This is a genomic window from Mesorhizobium calcicola, assembly GCF_042682105.1.
GTDB lineage: Bacteria > Pseudomonadota > Alphaproteobacteria > Rhizobiales > Rhizobiaceae > Mesorhizobium > Mesorhizobium calcicola.
The window spans coordinates 204,526-223,375 of sequence record NZ_JBHUGY010000080.1 but is presented as its reverse complement, the minus strand read 5'-3'; the positions used below and the strand labels follow the sequence as shown (position 1 = coordinate 223,375).

14 protein-coding genes are annotated in these 18,850 nt (G+C 63.2%); 6 read left to right on the top strand and 8 right to left on the bottom strand.

Going from position 1 to position 18,850, the window contains the following annotated elements; genetic code table 11:
- Positions 1–235: 235 nt before the first annotated feature.
- The 4 genes from ACFSQT_RS39535 to ACFSQT_RS39520 form a co-directional block, all read right to left on the bottom strand.
- Positions 236–1,243, bottom strand: a complete 1,008-nt coding sequence (locus tag ACFSQT_RS39535) for a LacI family DNA-binding transcriptional regulator (protein WP_379027546.1) — start codon at positions 1,241–1,243, stop codon at positions 236–238.
- Positions 1,244–1,396: 153 nt separating this feature from the next.
- Positions 1,397–2,407, bottom strand: coding sequence for a zinc-dependent alcohol dehydrogenase family protein (locus ACFSQT_RS39530; protein ID WP_379027465.1), 1,011 nt, complete (start codon positions 2,405–2,407; stop codon positions 1,397–1,399).
- Positions 2,408–2,463: 56 nt separating this feature from the next.
- Positions 2,464–3,234 (bottom strand): L-iditol 2-dehydrogenase, encoded by a 771-nt coding sequence (locus tag ACFSQT_RS39525; RefSeq protein ID WP_379027463.1) that lies wholly within the window; start codon positions 3,232–3,234, stop codon positions 2,464–2,466.
- A 198-nt stretch (positions 3,235–3,432) separates the two neighbouring features.
- Positions 3,433–4,752: an ABC transporter substrate-binding protein gene (locus tag ACFSQT_RS39520; RefSeq protein WP_379027461.1), complete on the bottom strand. Its 1,320-nt coding sequence runs from the start codon at positions 4,750–4,752 to the stop codon at positions 3,433–3,435.
- Positions 4,753–5,059: 307 nt separating this feature from the next.
- Between ACFSQT_RS39520 and ACFSQT_RS39515 the strand changes: the two genes are divergently transcribed.
- The 3 genes from ACFSQT_RS39515 to aspS all read left to right on the top strand — a co-directional run bounded on the left by ACFSQT_RS39515 (position 5,060) and on the right by aspS (position 9,283).
- Positions 5,060–6,046 (top strand): tagatose kinase, encoded by a 987-nt coding sequence (locus ACFSQT_RS39515; RefSeq protein ID WP_379027459.1) that lies wholly within the window; start codon positions 5,060–5,062, stop codon positions 6,044–6,046.
- Complete coding sequence (locus ACFSQT_RS39510) at positions 6,043–7,326, top strand: D-tagatose-bisphosphate aldolase, class II, non-catalytic subunit (protein WP_379027457.1); 1,284 nt, start codon at positions 6,043–6,045, stop codon at positions 7,324–7,326. The genes ACFSQT_RS39515 and ACFSQT_RS39510 overlap by 4 nt, the downstream gene beginning before the upstream one ends.
- Before the next feature lie 166 nt (positions 7,327–7,492).
- On the top strand, positions 7,493–9,283 hold the full coding sequence (gene aspS, locus ACFSQT_RS39505) for an aspartate--tRNA ligase (protein WP_379027545.1): 1,791 nt from the start codon (positions 7,493–7,495) through the stop codon (positions 9,281–9,283).
- Positions 9,284–9,399: 116 nt separating this feature from the next.
- Here the strand turns inward: aspS and ACFSQT_RS39500 are convergent, their stop codons facing one another.
- The gene (locus tag ACFSQT_RS39500; protein WP_379027456.1) at positions 9,400–10,590 is read right to left on the bottom strand and encodes a hypothetical protein; all 1,191 of its coding nucleotides are present in this window, start codon (positions 10,588–10,590) and stop codon (positions 9,400–9,402) included.
- Between the two features lie 327 nt (positions 10,591–10,917).
- On the opposite strand from ACFSQT_RS39500, the gene parC reads away from it, so the two are divergent.
- Both parC and ACFSQT_RS39490 read left to right on the top strand, forming a co-directional pair.
- Positions 10,918–13,170 carry a DNA topoisomerase IV subunit A gene (gene parC, locus ACFSQT_RS39495; RefSeq protein WP_379027454.1) on the top strand — a complete coding sequence of 751 codons (2,253 nt, stop codon included), beginning with the start codon at positions 10,918–10,920 and terminating at the stop codon, positions 13,168–13,170.
- Between the two features lie 310 nt (positions 13,171–13,480).
- Complete coding sequence (locus ACFSQT_RS39490; RefSeq protein ID WP_379027452.1) at positions 13,481–14,695, top strand: AI-2E family transporter; 1,215 nt, start codon at positions 13,481–13,483, stop codon at positions 14,693–14,695.
- A gap of 42 nt (positions 14,696–14,737) precedes the next feature.
- On the opposite strand, the gene ACFSQT_RS39485 is transcribed toward ACFSQT_RS39490, so the two are convergent.
- The 3 genes from ACFSQT_RS39485 to ACFSQT_RS39475 form a co-directional block, all read right to left on the bottom strand.
- Entirely contained in the window at positions 14,738–15,634 is an 897-nt protein-coding gene (locus ACFSQT_RS39485; RefSeq protein ID WP_379027450.1) for a DMT family transporter, read from the bottom strand.
- A gap of 121 nt (positions 15,635–15,755) precedes the next feature.
- Positions 15,756–16,520: an arginyltransferase gene (locus ACFSQT_RS39480; protein WP_379027448.1), complete on the bottom strand. Its 765-nt coding sequence runs from the start codon at positions 16,518–16,520 to the stop codon at positions 15,756–15,758.
- 141 nt (positions 16,521–16,661) lie between these two features.
- Positions 16,662–17,132: an RDD family protein gene (locus tag ACFSQT_RS39475; protein ID WP_379027446.1), complete on the bottom strand. Its 471-nt coding sequence runs from the start codon at positions 17,130–17,132 to the stop codon at positions 16,662–16,664.
- 211 nt (positions 17,133–17,343) lie between these two features.
- Here ACFSQT_RS39475 and sthA point away from each other — a divergent pair, with 211 nt between their 5' ends.
- On the top strand, positions 17,344–18,732 hold the full coding sequence (gene sthA, locus ACFSQT_RS39470) for a Si-specific NAD(P)(+) transhydrogenase (RefSeq protein ID WP_379027444.1): 1,389 nt from the start codon (positions 17,344–17,346) through the stop codon (positions 18,730–18,732).
- Positions 18,733–18,850: the final 118 nt, after the last annotated feature.

Genomic DNA, 18,850 nt, shown 5'->3' with positions numbered 1-18,850 from the left:
CCATACCCGGTTCCGCCGAGAACAAGGCCATTGGCTTGTCGCCTCGAAGCATCATTTCCAATTCGCGGCCATTATGTGGCCCAATGCCTGCTGGCGGAGTGCGTTTAGGCACGAAGCATCTCCAATCGTTTGATGGCTGCACTGTCGTAAGAAAACACTTCTAGCGGCAATGCGCCGAGGCCGGCAAAGACTTAAGCCCTGAAGCAATGATCCGCTTCCTCCCAGCCTGCGCCTGTCAGGCCGAGCTTCGCAGCATCAGTTCCGCATTGAGCAGAATGCGGCCGCTGTCTGGTTTGGACGAGGATTTTTCGTCCAGCCTCTCCAGGAGGAGTTCGATGGCCAGGCGGCCGATCTCGTTGTAGTTCTGCGCAACCGTGGTGATCGGCGGGCAGGCGTAGCGCGACAGGGGATGGTCGTCGTGCCCCGCGACCCGCATGTCGCAGTCCGCCCCGTGGCCGACCTTCAGGCCCAGCTGATAGGCGGCCGCGATCACGCCGAAGGCAACACGGTCGTTGGCGCAAAGCACGGTCCTGGTCGGAAAGCCTTGCCCCTTCAGGATGCGGAGCGCTTCGTCAAAGCCGAATTTCTCGAAATCCCACGACCTGAGGTCGGCGACGGGCACGAATTCAGGCGTCATTTTGAACTGCTGCATGGCCTCGACATAGGCGTCCTGTCTGGCCGAGGCGTTGTTGTTGACGAGCGGCATGGCGAAGTAGCAGGGCGGTTCGCCGGACCTGCAGAGATAATCGACAATGAGCCTGAAACTCTGCCGGTTGTCGGTGCCGACAAACGACGAGGTCTCGTCAAGCGGCGAGTCGACATAGATCAGCGGGATGCTCGATCCGAGTTCGGCCAGGATCCGGTGATGGGACTGCACGCCGAGCGGTGCGATGATGGCGCCGGCAATGTTCATCGACTTGAACGTCTGGATCGCCTGGTCTTCCATTTCGGCACGTCCGTCGGAAGACAGCACAAACGCCAGGAAGCCGGCTTCGTTGGCGATCGTTTCAATGCGGCGCGTCAGCGCCATGTAGAACGGATCCGTCGAATTCGGAATGATGATGCCGAGAATGTTGCTGCGGCGGCGATTGAGATTGACGGCGAACATGCTCGGCCGGAAGCCGGACTTCCTTTGCGCGGCCTCGATCACGTTTCGAGTGTTTTTCCGCACCGAGCTGGGATCGTTGAAATATTTGGAAACCGTCGTGCGAGACAAGCCGACAAAGGCCGAGAAGTCCTCCATCGTCCTGATCGTCCTTGCCATTCATGGGCTCCCTGCTCGAACTGCCGTCGCCATTGTCTACTTGAGTCACCTTTTCGCGGAAAGGAGGTGGAATGTTCTTTCCGAACGGATGAGGCCGCCTGTAGCCCATGGGCGCGGCTGTACTGTTTGAAATTACGGCTCCGAGGAAAACTGTACTTTCATCGTCGTTGGGTCGCCGCTTGCTTTGGCGAAAAACGGCAACAGTTCGGAAAGCGGCAGCTGGTGGCTGACAAGCCGCGCCATCGTGCCGTCGTCTTGGCTGAGAATGTCGAGCGCCTGCGGGATGTTCCGGTTCAACGAATGCGACCCTGCCAATCTGATCTGCCGGCGGAAGATCTCGAACGGGGCGACAGAGATCCTGGCATCGGGCGCGCAGACCCCGAAAAGGAGCGCGGTGCCGCCATCGGCGGTGAAACCGATCATGCCTTCGACCACCTTGGCGACACCGGTGGCGTCAGCGACGAAATCGAAAGCCTGCGCCCTGGACAGCGCCTGCGATCCGGACACCAACGGCTCCAGCCCGAGCGCTTCAGCGAAAGCGAGGCGTTGTTCGCTGATATCGGCGACCGCCACGCTCTTGACGCCCTTGGCCCTGAGCGAGAGGGCAAGCAGCAGACCGATCGGCCCGGCGCCGAAGACCAGCGCGGTGCCGGGCGTGCTGTTGCTGGCCCCGAGCCCGGCGGCACCGAGACCATTGAGGACGCAGGCGAGCGGCTCGGCGAGTGCCGCCGTGGCGAATGCCAGGTTGCCGATCCCGTGCAGATGGTCGACGGCAACCACGCTGAACTCGGCAAATCCGCCATTTTCGGTCACGCCATACGCCCTCAGGCTGGCGCACAAATTGGTCAGGCCCTTCCCGCAGGCCGGGCAATGCCCGCACGGGATGTTGGGATCGACGGCGACCCGATCGCCCGGCTTGACGGTGGTGACATCGCTGGCGACCGCCTCGACGGTGCCCGCATATTCATGACCGGGGACCAGCGGAAACGCGCCTTCGCCGTAGCGGCCGTGCAGCACCTCGATGTCGGTATGGCAAAGCCCGGCGGCGCGGACACGCACCAAGGCGTGTCCCGGTTTGACCTTTGGCAGGTCGATGTCGGCCATGCCGGCAACGCCCGCAGCGGTAAATCGGATGGCCTTCATGTCAGTCTCCCCTGTTTGGACGACCTCGTCCCGGATGATGACACGGCTCGAGCGCGTCAACTCATCCAGTTGCCGCCGTCGACATTGTAGGTCTGCGCAAGGATATAATCGCTGTCGGGCGAGGCCAGGAACACGGCAAGTCCTGCAATATCCTCGGGCTGAGCGAAGCGGCCGATCGGCACCGATTTGGCCACTGCCGCCTTCTTCTCGCCCGGCTTCAGGCCCTCCCAGTGGGCGAAATGCGTGTCGACAACATCCCAATGCTCGCCGTCGACGACGCCGGGCGCGATCGCGTTGACATTGATGCCGTGTTTGACCAGCGCCAGCGCCGCCGACTGCGTGGCCGAAATGATCGCTGCCTTGGAGGCGCAGTAAAGCGTCACCAGCGCTTCGCCGCGGCGACCGGCCTGGCTCGCCATGTTGATGATCTTGCCGCCGCGGCCGCGCGCGATCATCACATTGGCCACCGCCTTCATCATGAACAGCGGAGCCTTGAGATTGATGGCGAACACCCTGTCATAGCTGGCTTCGGTGATGTCGGTTATCGGCGCCATGTCGAAGATGGCCGCATTGTTGACGAGGATATCGATGCCGCCGAAATCGCGGTCGACCTCCGCCACCACCCTGTCGATCGCACCGAGGTCGGTGACGTCAAGCTTGATGGCGCTCGCCGCCGGACCGATCGCGGCGGCAGCCCGCGTGGCGCGCTCGATGTCGATATCGGCAATCACCACTTTGGCGCCTTCGCGCGCATAGGCTTGCGCGAAACCTAGGCCAATGCCGCGCGCACCGCCTGTGATGAAGGCAATCTTGTTGTTCAGTTTCATTTCCAATTCCAGTTTCCGTGAGTCGTGGGACACGTGGCCCAACGGATCCTTGACGCGCCTCCCGAGAAACGCACGGACCCGTTGTGGCGGATCCGTGCATCCTCCAGGCCTGCTGCAATGGGAGGCTTTTCAGGCCCGGATCGCCAGGAGGCTGTGCTCATTCCGCCTCCTGGCTCACCTGTGTGGGCTAGAACCCGCCTATTTGATGTAGCCTGCCTCCGTCATCGTCTTCTCCACGGCGGTCTGGGCGCCGTTGAGCACATCGTCGACCGACTGCTGGCCGGTTACCGCGGCGGCGACCGCCTGGCCGACCTCGGTTCCGATGCCCTGGAATTCGGGAATGGCGACGAACTGGATGCCGGTATAAGGAACCGGATCCTTGGTCTGCTTGATCGGATCGGCGGATTCGATCGCCGAAAGCACCGTCGCGGCGAAAGGCGCCGCTTTCTGGTAGTCCGGGCTGGCATAGGTGGATTTGCGCGTTCCCGGAGGTGCCGCGACCCAGCCTTCGGTCTCGCCGACGCGCTGGACGTAGGCTTTCGAGGTCGCCCATTTCACGAACGACTTGGCGGCATCCGCCTTGGCGGAGGTCGCCGGGATGGCCAGGCTCCATGCCCAGCCCCAGGACGAGCCATTGGGCGTCACCGCCACCGGCGCCTTGGCAAAGGCGACCTTGTCGGCAACCTTGCTCTGCTTGGGATCATAGACACGACCCGCCGCCGACGTGGCGTCGATCCACATGGCGCAATGGCCGGAGGCGAACAAGGTCTGGTTCTCGTTGAAGCCGTTGGAGCTTATTCCCGGAGGTCCATCCTTCTTCATCGTGTCGACATACCAGCCGATCGCCTGCTTCCACGCATCCGAATTGATCTGCGGCTTCCAGTCCATGTCGAACCAGCGGCCGCCGAACGTGTTCACCAGCGTGCCGACAAAGGCCATGTTCTCGCCCCAGCCCGGCTTGCCGCGCAGGCACAGGCCGTATTGCTCCTTCGACTTGTCGGTGAGTTTGTCGGCGAATTCGGTGATCTGGTCATAGGTCGGCTGCTGCGGCATCTTCAGGCCGGCGGCGTCGAACAGATCCTTGCGGTAGAGCGTGAACGAGCTTTCGGCATAGAAGGGCACGGCGTACAGCTTGCCGTCGACCGTCAGGCCGTTGCGCACCGGAGCGATCAGATCGTCATAGTCGTAATCGTCGCCGAGGTCGTTGAGTGGCGTGAGCCAGCCGTTTTTGCCCCAGATCGGGGTTTCATAGCCGCCGATGGTCAGGACATCGAACTGGCCAGCCTTGGTCGCGATGTCGGTGGTGACGCGCTCGCGCAGGACGTTTTCCTCCAGCACCACCCAGTTGACCTTGTTTCCGGTCGCCTTCTCCCATTCCGGCGACAGCTTCTGCATGATGATCATGTCGCCATTGTTGACCGTCGCAACCGTGATTTCCGCGGACAGGGCGGCACTCACCGTCAGTGCGGAAGCGGTGGCCGACGCGGCGAGAATTCCAATACGCTTACCAATTGGCATTTCGTCTCCTCCTTTACGAATGCGCATGTGTAAGTGAACATGCGTATATATTTTATTGCGCTTGCAAACACGCAAGTCAAGCTGCACGGGGCTTGATATTTGGCGTTCAGCCCAGGCGCGAGGCATGGACCCTCGCCATTCGAGGCGTCGCGAAAGGCGCATACGTAGCAAATAAAGTGAACGTACGTGCAGTTTGTATTGACTTCGCTCTCGACGCGAATTACCTCGGCTACATCAGGAGCCACCGTACAACCAGACGCCGACACGATCCGCGTTCGCTCCGGCTGGGAGAGAAGGAATTGCAGGAATGAACCTTTCCCGCCCAAGGGAGATCGCGTCCGAATCCGTGGGGCCGACCATTGCCGCCGGCGAAATCCTGGTTGAGATCATGGCGACGGACCGGGGGCTGGGTTTCCTCGAACCGCTGACGCTGGTCGGCCCTTACCCGAGCGGCGCTCCTGCCATCTTCATCGACCAGGTCGCAAGGCTGGGCGGCGGCGCCGGGCTCATCGGCTGCGTCGGCCGCGACGATTTTGGCACGGTCAATCTGAACAGGCTCCGGCGCGACGGCGTCGACGTGTCCGCCGTGTCCGTCAGCGACCGCTACCCCACGGGAAGCGCTTTCGTTCGCTACCGGCCCGACGGTGGCCGGGACTTCGTCTACAACATCGCCGAATCCGCCGCCGGGCAAATCCGCCTCACCGCCGAAGCGCGCCAACTGGCGGACAGGGCGGGCCATCTGCATGTCATGGGATCCACCCTGTCCGTAGCCGGGCTGAGGGAGATCGTTGCCTATGCCACGAAGGCGGTGCGCGCCAGCGGCGGCTCGACCTCCTTCGATCCGAATGTGCGCAAGGAACTGAACGATGGCGCTGACGGCGCGCAATTTTCAGCCCTGGTCGACGATGCGGATCTGCTGCTTCCCTCCGGCGAAGAATTGCTGACCGCGGCAGGCGTCGACGATGAATGCCATGCGGTGAAGGCGCTGATCGCCAGGGGCGTCGGCGAGATCGTGCTGAAGCGAGGGGCTGCCGGCTCGTCCCGGTTCGCCGCCGACGGCAGCAGGATCGACTGCGCCGGCTTCCTGGTGGAGGAAGTGGACCCGACCGGAGCCGGCGACTGTTTCGGCGCGACCTATCTGACTTGCCGGCGCATGGGGATGGAGCCCGGCAAGGCGCTGTTCTATGCCAATGCCGCCGGCGCCCGCAACGTCACGCGGCGCGGCCCCATGGAAGGCATCGCCGGCTTCGATGTGCTTGACGGCTTCATCGCCGGGACCGCGAGGGCGACATGATGGCCAACCCGCTTGCAGGCCTCGCCACCGCGCGCAGAAACGGAACGCCATACGGCATCACCTCGATCTGCTCGGCCCATCCGCTGGTGATCCAGACGGCCGTGAGGCGGGCCGCCAGGGACAGGGAAACCACGCTGCTGATCGAGGCGACCTGCAATCAGGTCAATCAGTTCGGCGGCTACACCGGGATGACCCCGGACCTGTTCATCGCCTTCGTGCGGGAGATCGCCGGCAGGGAAGGGCTAGAGGCCTCACGCATCATCTTCGGCGGTGACCATCTTGGACCGAACCCGTGGCGCGCGGAGCCTGCCGCGCAAGCGATGAGCAAGGCCGAAGCCATGGTCACCGCCTATGTCTGGGCCGGTTTCAGCAAGATCCATCTCGACGCGTCGATGGGATGTGCCGGCGAGCCGACGGCCCTGGACGACGAGACGATCGCCATGCGGGCCGTGCGGCTGGCCAAGGCGGCCGAAAAGGCGGCGCGCGCGAGCGGTGGTGCGTTGCCGGTCTACATCATCGGCACCGAGGTTCCCGCCCCGGGCGGCGTCGATCACACGATCAGCGACCTGAAGCCCACCGAAGCGTCAGCGGCGCGCCGCACGATCGACGTGCATCGCGAGATCTTCGCCCGCGAAGGCCTGGCCGAAGCGTTAGGCCGCGTCATCGCCGTGGTCGTGCAGCCGGGCGTCGAATTCGGCAGCCAGAACGTCGTCGCCTACAGGCCGGAGGCGTCGAAGGCGCTAACCGGACTGCTCGATGACGAACCGTCACTCGTCTACGAGGCACATTCCACCGACTATCAGAGCCGCGCGGCGCTGACCGCACTTGTCGGCAACGGCTTTCTCATCCTCAAGGTCGGCCCGGGCCTGACATTCGCCTTGCGCGAGGCGCTTTACGGGCTCGACCAGATCGCGTCCGAAATGGTCGCGGATTACGGCGACAGGTCGCTTGCCCGCACCATGGAGCGCGTGATGCTGGCGGCACCTGGCCATTGGCACAGCCACTATCACGGCGATGAAGCGAGCCTCTATTTGCAGCGGCACTACAGCTACAGCGACCGGATCCGCTATTACTGGAGCAACCCCACCGCCGGCGTTGCCGTTGGCCGCCTGCGCGAGGTGCTCAACGGCGCCAGCATTCCCCAAACGCTGATGCGACAGTTCCTGCCGATGCTGCCGGCAGGGCTCGGGCCTGCCGGGAAGCCCGAGGCCATTCTTCATGCCGCGATCGGCCAGGTGCTGGCCGACTATGATGCGGCTTGCCGTGGGGACGCCGCCTGAATCCGTTGCGCTGTCGCTAGCCAGAGAGCTTGCTGCGCCTGCCGGGCGGCGCCCGGCGCCGCTTGCCTTGACAAATCGGGCCTCCCATGCGCTTTTCGCGCAAATTTTCAGGCCGGGCTGTCATGCTTCGGCCGGCAACCCAGCACCCCGGACTTTACCAATGACAATGCACCGTTACCGCAGCCATACCTGTGCCCAGTTGAGGAAGAGCGACGTCGGCTCGGCCGTTCGCCTGTCGGGCTGGGTGCATCGCGTGCGCGATCATGGCGGTCTGCTCTTCATCGACCTGCGCGATCATTATGGCTTGACCCAGATCGTCGCCGATCCGGATTCGCCGGCCTTCAAGGTCGCCGAGACCGTGCGTGGTGAGTGGGTCATCCGCGTCGACGGCGAGGTCAAGGCGCGCTTGCCCGAGACCACGAACGCCAACCTGCCGACCGGTGAGATCGAGATTTTCGCCCGCGAGATCGAGGTGCTGTCGGCGGCCAAGGAATTGCCGCTGCCGGTGTTTGGCGAGCCTGACTATCCCGAGGACATCCGGCTGAAATACCGCTTCCTCGACCTGCGCCGCGACACGCTGCACAAGAACATCGTGGCGCGGACAAAGATCATCGCCGAGATGCGCAGGCGCATGGGTGAGGTCGGCTTCACCGAATTCTCGACGCCGATCCTGACTGCCTCGTCGCCGGAAGGCGCGCGCGACTTCCTGGTGCCGTCGCGCATCCATCCCGGCACCTTCTACGCGCTGCCGCAAGCGCCGCAGCAGTACAAGCAGCTGATCATGGTCTCTGGCTTCGACCGCTATTTCCAGATCGCGCCCTGCTTCCGCGACGAGGACCCGCGTGCCGATCGTCTGCCAGGCGAATTCTACCAGCTCGACCTCGAGATGAGCTTCGTCGAGCAGGACGACGTGCTGTCGACCATGGAACCGGTATTGCGCGGGGTCTTCGAGACCTTCGCCAACGGCAAGCCGGTGACGCAGAAATTCCAGCGTATCCCCTATGATGTCGCCATGCGCAAATACGGCTCCGACAAGCCGGACCTGCGCAACCCGATCGAGATGCAGGCCGTCTCCGATCACTTCCGCGATTCCGGCTTCAAGGTGTTCGCCAACATCCTGGCCAACGACCCGAAGGCCGAGGTGTGGGGCATTCCGGCCAAGAACGGTGGCAGCCGCGCCTTCTGCGACCGCATGAACTCCTGGGCGCAAGGCGAGGGCCAGCCGGGGCTGGGCTACATCTTCTGGCGCAAGGAGGGCGACAAGCTCGAGGGCGCCGGCCCGCTCGCCAAGAACATCGGCGAGGAGCGCACCGAGGCGATCCGCCTTCAGCTCGGCCTTGCCGATGGCGACGCCGCCTTCTTCGTCGCCGGCGACCCGAAGAAGTTCGTGACTTTCGCGGGTGCTGCGCGCACACGCGCAGGCGAGGAACTGAACCTTGTCGACCGCGAGCGCTTCGAACTGTGCTGGATCGTCGACTTCCCCTTCTTCGAATGGAACGAGGAGGAGAAGAAGATCGACTTCGCCCACAACCCGTTCTCGATGCCGCAGGGCGGCATCGATGCGCTGAATGGCGAGGATCTGCTCGGCATCAAGGCCTTCCAGTACGACATGGTCTGCAACGGCTTCGAAATCGCCTCCGGCGGTATCCGCAACCATCTGCCGGAGACCATGGTCATGGCGTTCGAGACGGTCGGCCTGGATCGCGCCACGGTCGAGGAGCGCTTTGGCGGCCTCTATCGTGCCTTCCAGTACGGCGCGCCGCCGCATGGCGGCATGGCCGCCGGCATCGACCGCGTGGTCATGCTGCTGGTCGGAGCGAAGAACCTGCGCGAGGTCACCATGTTCCCGATGAACCAGCAGGCCTACGACCTGTTGATGAGCGCGCCCTCGGAAGCGAGCCCGCAGCAGCTTCGCGAACTGGCGCTGCGGGTTGCGGCGCCCAGGAAGGACGCCTGATCGCACTTCGGGCGATGCTTTAAAGAACCGCCCGACCGATTCTTTCGATTCGCCAATCCCAACAAAAAGGCCCGGCATCGCTGCCGGGCCTTTTCGCGTATTGAGGGTCGCTTCGATCAGTCTTCGTTCGCCTTGACGGCGACGCCGAGCGTCTTCGGCAGGTCGAGCGGGTTGGACATGGCGCCCGCCATGATCAGCGCGAACGGCACCGATGCCGGCGGCTCGGCCGAGACTTCGAGGCTCTTCGGATCGTCGAGAAACTTGCTGACGGCGGCCGTGACCTGCGCCGTCAGTTCCGGATTGTTGAGCTGCGCCATGCCGAACGGCACGATCGCCTTGGCTTGGTTGGCGATGTCCTTGGCCGACATGCCCTGCTGCTTGCCGACATATTCCAGCACCTTGTTGGTCAGCGAATCGTCGTCGAAGCGGATCGAGGCGCTGTTGAACGAAAGCTGCTGCAACAGGCCGAGCATGGCCATGCTTTGTGCCGAATTGTCGGCGCCTTCTGGCTGTGCCGCCATCTTCTTCTGCATTTCCTGCAGCGACTTGATAAAGTCCATCGTGTAGCCGCCGAGGTTGAAGGTCATGCCGAGCGTGCCGGCGTTCTCGACGGAAATGTCGTATTTCGACAGTTCCATCTTGCCGTCCGCCGGCTGCCAGGTGCCGGCCATCTCGAGATTGCCGGCGATGGTCTGGTAGCCGAGTGCGTTGATGACTTCCTTGGACTTGGGATCGTCGACCAGCGTCAGGTCGGCGTTGAACTTTTCCGTGGTGGCGGTGAATTCCATCGCCTTGCCGTCCGCCGGCGGCGTGATCTCGACGGCAAGCCCGTCCATCGAGAAGGCGGTCTTGTCGGCGACCTTGACGGTCATGTTTGAGAGTTCGGCCGACTTGTACATCATCAGCGAGCCCAGCGGGCTGGTGGAGCCTTCGGCCGGAACTGTCATGTCGTGGATGACGAAGGGGCTGAGATTGAGGGTGACGCCGTCCTTCGCGTGTTCGAATGCGGACGTCGACACGGTGGCGATATCATAGCCGCCATTGGCCTCGGTGACGCCTTCGAGTTTGACGTCGCCGATGGGGAGCGCTTCCTTTTCCGCCGCCGGCTTGATGGCAACGCCCTGCAGCACCATGCTGGTGTTGTCGCCGGTCACACCGGTCCAGGAAATGTCGATGCCCTGGGCGGCAAGTGCCGCCTTCAGCCGGTCGGCAACCGCTGCATCCTGGGCAAGGGCCGCGTTCAGCGGCAGCGTGAGCAAGAAGGTCGAAAAAGCCAGTTTCTGGAGAGTTGAGCGTTTGATTGTCATCGCAAGGTCCCTGAGAGTGTCCTGAAATTGTTTTTCAATTCTTTGCGCCATCACCATTCCGTGACGAACTGGACGGGAAAAAGGCGTATCCCGGTACCATGGTCGAAAATCACAGTGAAAGGCAAACTCGATCCCACCGTCTTGGCGCAAACCGGTGAATTTGTCATGAAGAGCCGGTTGGCCGATATCATCACGCTTGGCCATAAAGGCCTGATGTAACAGGCTGATGTTGGTCGACATCCCCAGGCGTACGGTTTCATGTTGCAGAACGGCGGGTATATCTGTCGGCCTCTTGCCGCGAATCGCCCGCTCGGCTAGTCCCAGCCCATGGGAAAAAGGCTTTTGCCGCCTGAAAATGGCGGTGGTGATCATATCGAGCCGGTCGATCTGAAGAAGGCGCTGGAAGAGCGCTATCTGGCCTATGCGCTGTCGACCATCATGCACCGGGCGCTGCCCGACGTGCGCGACGGACTGAAGCCGGTCCATCGCCGGATCATGCACGCCATGCGCCTGCTGCGGCTGAACCCCGACCAGGGCTTTGCCAAATGCGCCCGCATCGTCGGCGAGGTGATGGGCAAGTTCCATCCGCATGGCGACCAGTCGATCTATGATGCGCTGGTGCGGCTGGCGCAGGATTTTTCGATGCGCTACCCCTTGGTCGACGGGCAAGGCAATTTCGGCAACATCGACGGCGATAACGCTGCCGCCATGCGCTACACCGAAGCGCGCATGACCGATGTGGCGACCGAGCTGTTGTCCGGCATCACCGAGGATGCCGTCGACTATCGGCCGACCTACAATGAAGAGGACGAGGAACCGGTCGTCCTGCCCGGCGCCTTCCCGAACCTGCTGGCCAACGGCTCGTCCGGCATTGCGGTGGGCATGGCGACATCGATCCCGCCCCACAATGCGGCCGAGCTTTGCGACGCGGCCCTTCACCTGATCGAGCATCGCGACGCACCGGTGGCGAAGCTGATGGATTTCGTCCAGGGCCCGGATTTCCCGACCGGCGGCATCATCGTCGACAGCCGCGCCTCCATCCTCGAGGCTTACGAGACCGGGCGTGGCGGTTTTCGCGTCCGGTCGAAGTGGATCCAGGAGGACCAGGGCAGGGGCACCTGGAGCATCGTCGTCACCGAAATCCCCTATGGCGTGCAGAAGGCGCGGCTGATCGAGAAGATCGCCGAGCTCTTGATGGCGCGCAAGCTGCCGCTGCTCGAGGACATCAGGGACGAAAGTGCGGAAGACATCCGTGTCGTGCTGGTGCCGAAGAGCCGCTCGGTCGACCCGGGCATCCTGATGGAATCGCTGTTCAAGCTCACCGAGCTCGAAAGCCGCTTCCCGCTCAACATGAACGTCCTGTCGCGCGGCAAGGTGCCCAACGTGCTGTCGCTGAAGGGCGTGCTGCTGGAATGGCTCGAGCATCGCCGCGACGTTTTGATCCGCCGCTCGAAGCACCGCCTCGGCGAGATCGAAAGACGGCTGGAGATCCTCGCCGGCTATCTGATCGCCTATCTCAACATCGACGAGGTGATCAGGATCATCCGCGAGGAGGATGAGCCCAAACAGGTGATGATGGCCCGCTGGTCGCTCACCGACACCCAGGCCGAAGCCATCCTCAACATGCGGCTGCGCGCTCTGCGCAAGCTGGAAGAATTCGAGATCCGCAAGGAATTCGACGGCTTGAGCGCCGAGAAGAAGCAGATCGAGGCGCTGCTTGCGTCAAACGACAAGCAATGGGCGACGATCAAGTGGGAAGTCACCAACATCCGCGACAAGTTCGGCCCGGAGACTGAACTTGGCAAGCGCCGCACCCAGTTCGCCGATGCGCCCGAGCACGATCTGACCGACATTGCGCACGCCATGATCGAGCGCGAGCCGGTCACCGTGGTGGTCTCGGAAAAGGGCTGGCTGCGGGCGATGAAGGGACATCTGGCCGACCTTTCGACTCTCACCTTCAAGGAGGGCGACAGCCTCAAGCTCGCCTTCCATGCCCAAACCACCGACAAGGTGCTGGTCTTCACCACCGGTGGCAAGTTCTACACCATCGGCGCCGACCGGCTGCCCGGCGGCCGCGGCCATGGCGAACCGATCCGCATCATCGTCGACATGGACAATGACCAGGACATCGTCACCGCCTTCGTTCACGATCCGAAGCGCAAGCTGCTGCTGGCCTCGCATGACGCCAACGGCTTCATCGTGCCGGAGGAGGAAGTCGTCGCCAACACCCGCAAGGGCAAGCAAGTGATGAACGTCAAGGCGCCCGACGAGGCCAAGCGCTGCATTCCGGTCACCGGCGACCATCTCGCCATCGTTGGCGAGAATCGCAAGATGCTGGTGTTCGCGCTCTCCGAAATTCCGGAGATGGGCCGCGGCAAGGGCGTTCGGCTGCAGAAATACAAGGACGGCGGCCTTCTCGATCTCAAGCCGTTCACGCTGGAGAGCGGCCTCTCCTGGCAGGATTCAGCCGACCGCACCTTCACCCGGTCGCGCGAGGAACTGGCCGAATGGATCGGCGCCCGTGCCTCGGCCGGCCGCATGGTGCCGAAGGGGTTCCCGAGGACTGGGAAGTTTGGGTAGCAGGATCTTCCTTCTCCCCCTGTGGGGTCCGAAGGACGGGCGAGACCAGTGGCTCGCCCCGGGGCGGTGGCCGAGCGAAGCTCGGTCGGATGAGGGGTGCTCCAGCTTGGCGCATCGTTATCCGGACCGGCGACATGACAGCCGACGCCTCGTTTCTCCCAGCACCCCTATCCGTCTCGGCGCTGCACGCCGATCCACCTTCTCCTTCAAGGGGAGAGGGAAAGTGCTTTCATCACCATTTGGACTATCGTCACGATTGCTGCACTATATCAGTGCATAAGCAGGAAAGGTGTTCGGGAGAGACGGGCGTTTGAAGGAAGCAAGAATCCAGAAGCCGGAACGGCAGCAGCGCCTGTTCGGCCTGTCGACGCCGTTGCGGTCGGCCGTCATTCCGCCGCTGTCGGCGGCGCGCTGGCTGCTGGTGCTGATCGTCGCCGCCGGCGTCTACTTCTTCCACGGCTTCCTGTTCCCGGTGCTGGCGGCGCTCGTCATCGCTTTCGCCAGCTGGCCGCTCTACCGGCGCCTGCTTGTCGCGGTCGGCGGCAACCGCACCATCGCCGCGACCTTTGCAATCCTGTTCATCCTCGCCTTCCTGGTGGTGCCGATCGCGCTTGCCGGTACCTACGCCATCAACGAGGTGCGCGAGTGGGTCGGCTGGGCGATCGAGACCAACCGGCACGGTGCCGTCACACCGCACTGGATCGCCACCATGCCTGTCGTGGGCGAGTGGCTGAACGAGCAATGGACGACCAATTTTGGCCATCCCGGCGGCATTGGCGAACTGATCCAGCTGGTCAGCGGCGCCAACATCGGCAGTATCTATCGCGGCGTCCTTGCCGCCGGCGGCAGTGCCTTCGGCCTGCTCTTGACGCTATTGTTCATGATGATCGCGCTGTTCTTCGCCTATCGCGACGGCGAGCATTTTGCCGGCCAGGTCGACCGTCTTGGCGAGCGCATCCTGCCGGCGAGATGGGAGCGGATCTCGCGCGTCGTGCCGGCGACGATCTCGTCGACCGTGACCGGCATGACCGTCATCGCCATCGGCGAAGGGCTGGTGCTCGGCATTGCCTACTGGCTGGCTGGCGTGCCGTCGCCGGTGACGCTCGGCGCACTGACCGGCGTCATGGCGCTCATCCCCGGCGGCGCACCGCTGTCCTTCACCCTGGTCTCGATCTACCTCGCCGCCAGCGGGTCGCCGATGGCCGGTCTGGCGCTGTTCCTGTGGGGCGCGGTCGAGCTGTTCATCGTCGACAAGACACTGCGCCCGAAGCTCGTCGGCGGGCCGATAAAACTGCCCTTCCTGCCGACGTTTTTCGGCCTGATCGGCGGCGTCAAGACCATGGGGTTTCTTGGCCTGTTCATCGGCCCGGTGCTGATGGCCCTGCTGGTCGCGATCTGGCGCGAGTGGCTGCGCGAGGTGGAACTCACCGACGAAATGGTGCCGGGTTCGCCGGCCGAAATCGAATCCGGCCCGCAGATCGAGGTTCTGCTTGAACCCAGCGTGGTGAAGAAAGCCAGCGCCTGATCTGTGCCGTTCGCGGGCCGGCATCACCTGAATATTGATACTTTAGGCCGGATGATGCACCGCAAGGTCGGCCCGCCGCTTGCGGCCTTCGTGCAACTGCCACAGCGAATGGGCGATCAGCGTGACGATCAGGATCACGCCGCCGATCAGGCTGTTGCGGGTTGGTGTCTCGGCAAAGATCATCCACACCCAGACCGGCGCCAGCACGGTTTCGAGCAGGTAGAACATCGCCACTTCGGGCCCTGAAATGTATTTCGGACCGTTGGCGAGGCAAAAGAACGAGATCGGCATGACAACGGCGCCGTTGAAGACGATCCACCATGGCGCGTTCACCTGAAAACCTTCACTGGTGACCATGAAAGCCGCCAGCGCGAGCGGCAGGAGGACGCCGACGAGGGCCGTGAAGCCCATATCCTTGCCGCTGGCGCGCGAGATGCTGATGGCCACGGCGATGAAGAAAGCCGAACACAGCGCCATGAAATCGCCGAACAGATGCCCGCTGCCGACCGAGCCGCCGACGATGACCAGCACGCCGAGGATCATGACCAGCATCGCCACGATCGTCGCCAGCCGCGGCGTCTCCTTCAGGAATATCCAGGACAGCAGTGCCGCGAACACGGTGCTGAAGGCCAGGATGAACACCAGGTCGGCGGTCGAGGTGTGATAGACGGCGGTGATGAAGGTGATCGAGGTCAGCCCGTAGCATATCGCCACGACGAGGCCGGACCAGCCGGGGATGAGCTGCGGGGCGTTCCGGCTCAGCGCGCGCCAGACCGACCAGATGACCATGGCCGCGACGAAGGTGGTGCCGGTGCGCAGCAACAGGATCGTCCAGGCGCCGCCATCGGCGAGCCGGATCAGCGGAATGTCGACGGTCAGCGTCAGGCCGCCGATGGCGGTTATCAAAAGCCCCTTCTGGTGATCATTATGGGAAGACATGCGGCAACTTTCGCAATGAAGTGCAGACGGGACCGGCGCAATGGCGCACTTGTCCAGCCAAGCGGCTGAAAGACCAGCGTCCCCTGCCTTGAAACAGTTTAAGTGTGGATCGTGGAAAAACTCAGCGTGGAACCGCTTCGTTTGTGTAGCGCTCCCAGCCTTTCGGGCCGAGATGCTCCTGCGGCATGAAGCGCATCTTATAATTCATCTTGCGCGAGCCGTTGACCCAGTAGCCAAGGTAGACATGGGGCAGGCCCATCGCCCGGGCACGGGCGATGTGATCTAGTATCATGAAGGTGCCGAGCGATCGCTCGTCGAAATCCGGATTGAAGTAGGAATAGACCATCGACAGGCCGTCGGCCATCTTGTCGGTGAGCGCCACCGCGATCAGCTCGCCCTGTCCCTTGCCGGTGATGAAGGTGTCGGGCCCGCGCCGCCGATACTCGATCACCTTGGTGTCGACATGGGTGTCCTCGACCATCATGGCATAGTCGAGCACCGTCATGTCGGACATGCCGCCGCGGCGGTGGCGAGCGTCAAGGTAGCTGCGGAACAGCGAATATTGTTCGGTCGAGGGCTCGGCATTGTGCATATGGCCGACGAGGTCGGAATTATGCTGCAGCACCCGTTTCATGTTGCGGCTGGCGACGAATTCCTGGGCGAGGATGCGTACCGAGACACAGGCGCGGCAGGTCTCGCATGCCGGCCTGTAGGCGATGTTCTGCGAGCGCCGGAAGCCGCCTTGCGTCAGGAGGTCGTTCATCTCCGCTGCCTTGTCGCCAACCAGGTGCGTGAACACCTTGCGCTCGAACTGACCGTCGAGATAGGGGCACGGCGACGGCGCGGTTAGGAAGAACTGCGGCGACTGGGTCGGGTGCTGCGTCATCGAGCCTTGGAAACACTCCTTCGAATCGCTCTACCTTTGGCGCGGACGGCGAAAAATTCAACAGGATTGTGAGGGCGTGGTTCATTCGACGCCTTCACATTTACACTCCATCGGCTGTGACTGCCCTTGAGGGTGCCGTTTTCAGCGGTCCGTCCGGCTGACCACGGTGCCGAGCAACAGGTCGTGCAGCGTGCGCTTGCGGTCGGCAAACAAGGTCACCAGCAGAACCAGCGGCGACAGGATGACGTTGCCGGCCCAGAACAGCACCGAATGGACGACGGCGGTGAGACCGTCGATCGGCCTGCCGTCGAGCCGGTCGAGCCGGATGCCCATCACCTTCATGCCCGTGGTGGCCTGGTCGGCACTGCCCAGCGTGTTCCAGATGTAGAGGATGGCGACGGCCGGCACCAGGACGCCAAACAGCATCCAGCCAAGACCGAGGGTCAACAGGCCGAGGAAGAACACCAGAATGGCGAATGGAATGGTAAGCAGCGCGACGATGATATAGTCGATCACGAAGGCCAAGATGCGCCGCGTGCGCACGCCGTCATAGGCCCTGACATCGTCGAGCCTGGTGGTCATGATTTCGCCGTCGAGAACGCGCGCGTTCATGTCATTTCCTCGTAACAGGGCCCCGACATAGAGTGCGGACCGCTCAGCAATGAAATGGTGAAGGCCGGCGGCGGAATCAAGATCGGGCTTTTTGCGGCACGCAAGGCTCGAGTGGCGTGAGACGCAATCCGAATCGGTTGAATTTGCGGCGTGGATGGCATTAGCTTGCTGCGGCGCAACAAAGCGCTAAGGGGCAGAGGGACGGGGCAATATGGACTACGACATGCTGGTCATCGGCAGCGGCCCCTCCGGCCGCCGCGCCGCGGTGCAGTCGGCCAAGCTCGGCAAGTCGGTGCTGGTGGTCGATCGCGGCAGGCGTCTCGGCGGTGTTTCGGTGCATACCGGCACCATTCCATCGAAAACGCTGCGCGAAACCGTGCTCAACCTCTCGGGCTGGCGCGAGCGCGGCTTCTACGGGCGCGGCTACCGGGTCAAGCAGGATATTTCGGTCCACGATCTGGTCGAGCGCCTGCACAAGACGCTCGACCACGAGGTCGAGGTGCTGCAGCACCAGTTCATGCGCAACACGGTCAAGAGCGCGCGAGCCGCGGTAAAATTTCTCGGTCCCAACAAGGTCAGCCTGACCAGCGACACCGGCGACTACAGCGAGGTCGGCTTCGCCAATGCGCTGATTGCGGTCGGCACGAGGCCGCACCGGCCGCGCGACGTGCCTTTCGACAAGACCCGCATCTTCGACAGCGACGAGATGCTGGAACTTGACCGCTTGCCGCGCACGCTGACCGTGATCGGCGCCGGCGTCATCGGGGTCGAATACGCGACGATCTTTTCCGCGCTCGACGTGCCGGTGACGCTGGTCGAGCCGCGCAACTCGATCCTCGATTTCGTCGACCGCGAGATCGTCGACGATTTCATCCATCAGATGCGCGATCGCGGCATGACGATCCGGCTGGGCAGTGCGGTGAAGGAAATCCGCTCCAAGCCTGAAGCCGCCGAGGTCGAACTGGCCGATGGCCGTACCATTCGCTCCGAGGTCGTGCTCTACGCCGCCGGCCGCACCGGCAATGTCGGCAGCCTCGGCCTGGATGTCGTCGGCATCGACGCCGACTCCAGAGGGCGTATCAAGGTCGATCCGAATACGTTCCAGACCAGCGTGCCCAACATCTACGCCGCCGGCGACGTCATCGGCTTCCCGAGCCTGGCCTCGACTTCGATGGAGCAGGGCAGGGTGGCGGCCTGCCACGCTTTCGGCGTGCCCTTGCCGCCGCCACCGGAAACCTTTCCCTATGGCATCTATGCGGTGCCGGAAATCTCGACGGTCGGCCAGTCCGAGGAGCAGGTGCGTGAAAGTGGGGCCGCCTATGAGGTCGGCGTGGCGCGTTTCCGCGAGACCTCGCGCGGCCACATCATGGGCGTCAACACCGGCTTCCTGAAGTTGTTGTTCTCGATCGAAACGCGCCGCCTGCTCGGCGCGCATATCGTCGGCGAGGGGGCCACCGAACTCATCCACATTGGCCAGGCGGTGATCAATCTCGGCGGCACAGTCGACTTCTTCGTCAACAACACCTTCAACTATCCGACGCTCGCCGAAGCTTACAAGATCGCCGGGCTGGATGCCTGGAACCGGATGGGACGAGGGTAGGCAAACAGTTCATTCGCGACAGGCGCCGGCACCCCGTCGCGGGCGGCATATCAGGTGCGGCATATCAGGTAGAGCACGGCACCGGAGATCCACCAGCCCGGAAAAACGGTGCGCGTGT

Coding starts and splice junctions, on each gene's coding strand:
- ACFSQT_RS39535 (WP_379027546.1), bottom strand. CDS start 1,243: ATGGAGGACTTCTCGGCCTTTGTCGGCTTGTCTCGCACGACGGTTTCC.
- ACFSQT_RS39530 (WP_379027465.1), bottom strand. CDS start 2,407: ATGAAGGCCATCCGATTTACCGCTGCGGGCGTTGCCGGCATGGCCGAC.
- ACFSQT_RS39525 (WP_379027463.1), bottom strand. CDS start 3,234: ATGAAACTGAACAACAAGATTGCCTTCATCACAGGCGGTGCGCGCGGC.
- sthA (WP_379027444.1), top strand. CDS start 17,344: ATGGACTACGACATGCTGGTCATCGGCAGCGGCCCCTCCGGCCGCCGC.
- ACFSQT_RS39475 (WP_379027446.1), bottom strand. CDS start 17,132: ATGAACGCGCGCGTTCTCGACGGCGAAATCATGACCACCAGGCTCGAC.
- parC (WP_379027454.1), top strand. CDS start 10,918: ATGGGAAAAAGGCTTTTGCCGCCTGAAAATGGCGGTGGTGATCATATC.
- aspS (WP_379027545.1), top strand. CDS start 7,493: ATGCACCGTTACCGCAGCCATACCTGTGCCCAGTTGAGGAAGAGCGAC.
- ACFSQT_RS39510 (WP_379027457.1), top strand. CDS start 6,043: ATGATGGCCAACCCGCTTGCAGGCCTCGCCACCGCGCGCAGAAACGGA.
- ACFSQT_RS39520 (WP_379027461.1), bottom strand. CDS start 4,752: ATGCCAATTGGTAAGCGTATTGGAATTCTCGCCGCGTCGGCCACCGCT.
- ACFSQT_RS39485 (WP_379027450.1), bottom strand. CDS start 15,634: ATGTCTTCCCATAATGATCACCAGAAGGGGCTTTTGATAACCGCCATC.
- ACFSQT_RS39480 (WP_379027448.1), bottom strand. CDS start 16,520: ATGACGCAGCACCCGACCCAGTCGCCGCAGTTCTTCCTAACCGCGCCG.
- ACFSQT_RS39515 (WP_379027459.1), top strand. CDS start 5,060: ATGAACCTTTCCCGCCCAAGGGAGATCGCGTCCGAATCCGTGGGGCCG.
- ACFSQT_RS39500 (WP_379027456.1), bottom strand. CDS start 10,590: ATGACAATCAAACGCTCAACTCTCCAGAAACTGGCTTTTTCGACCTTC.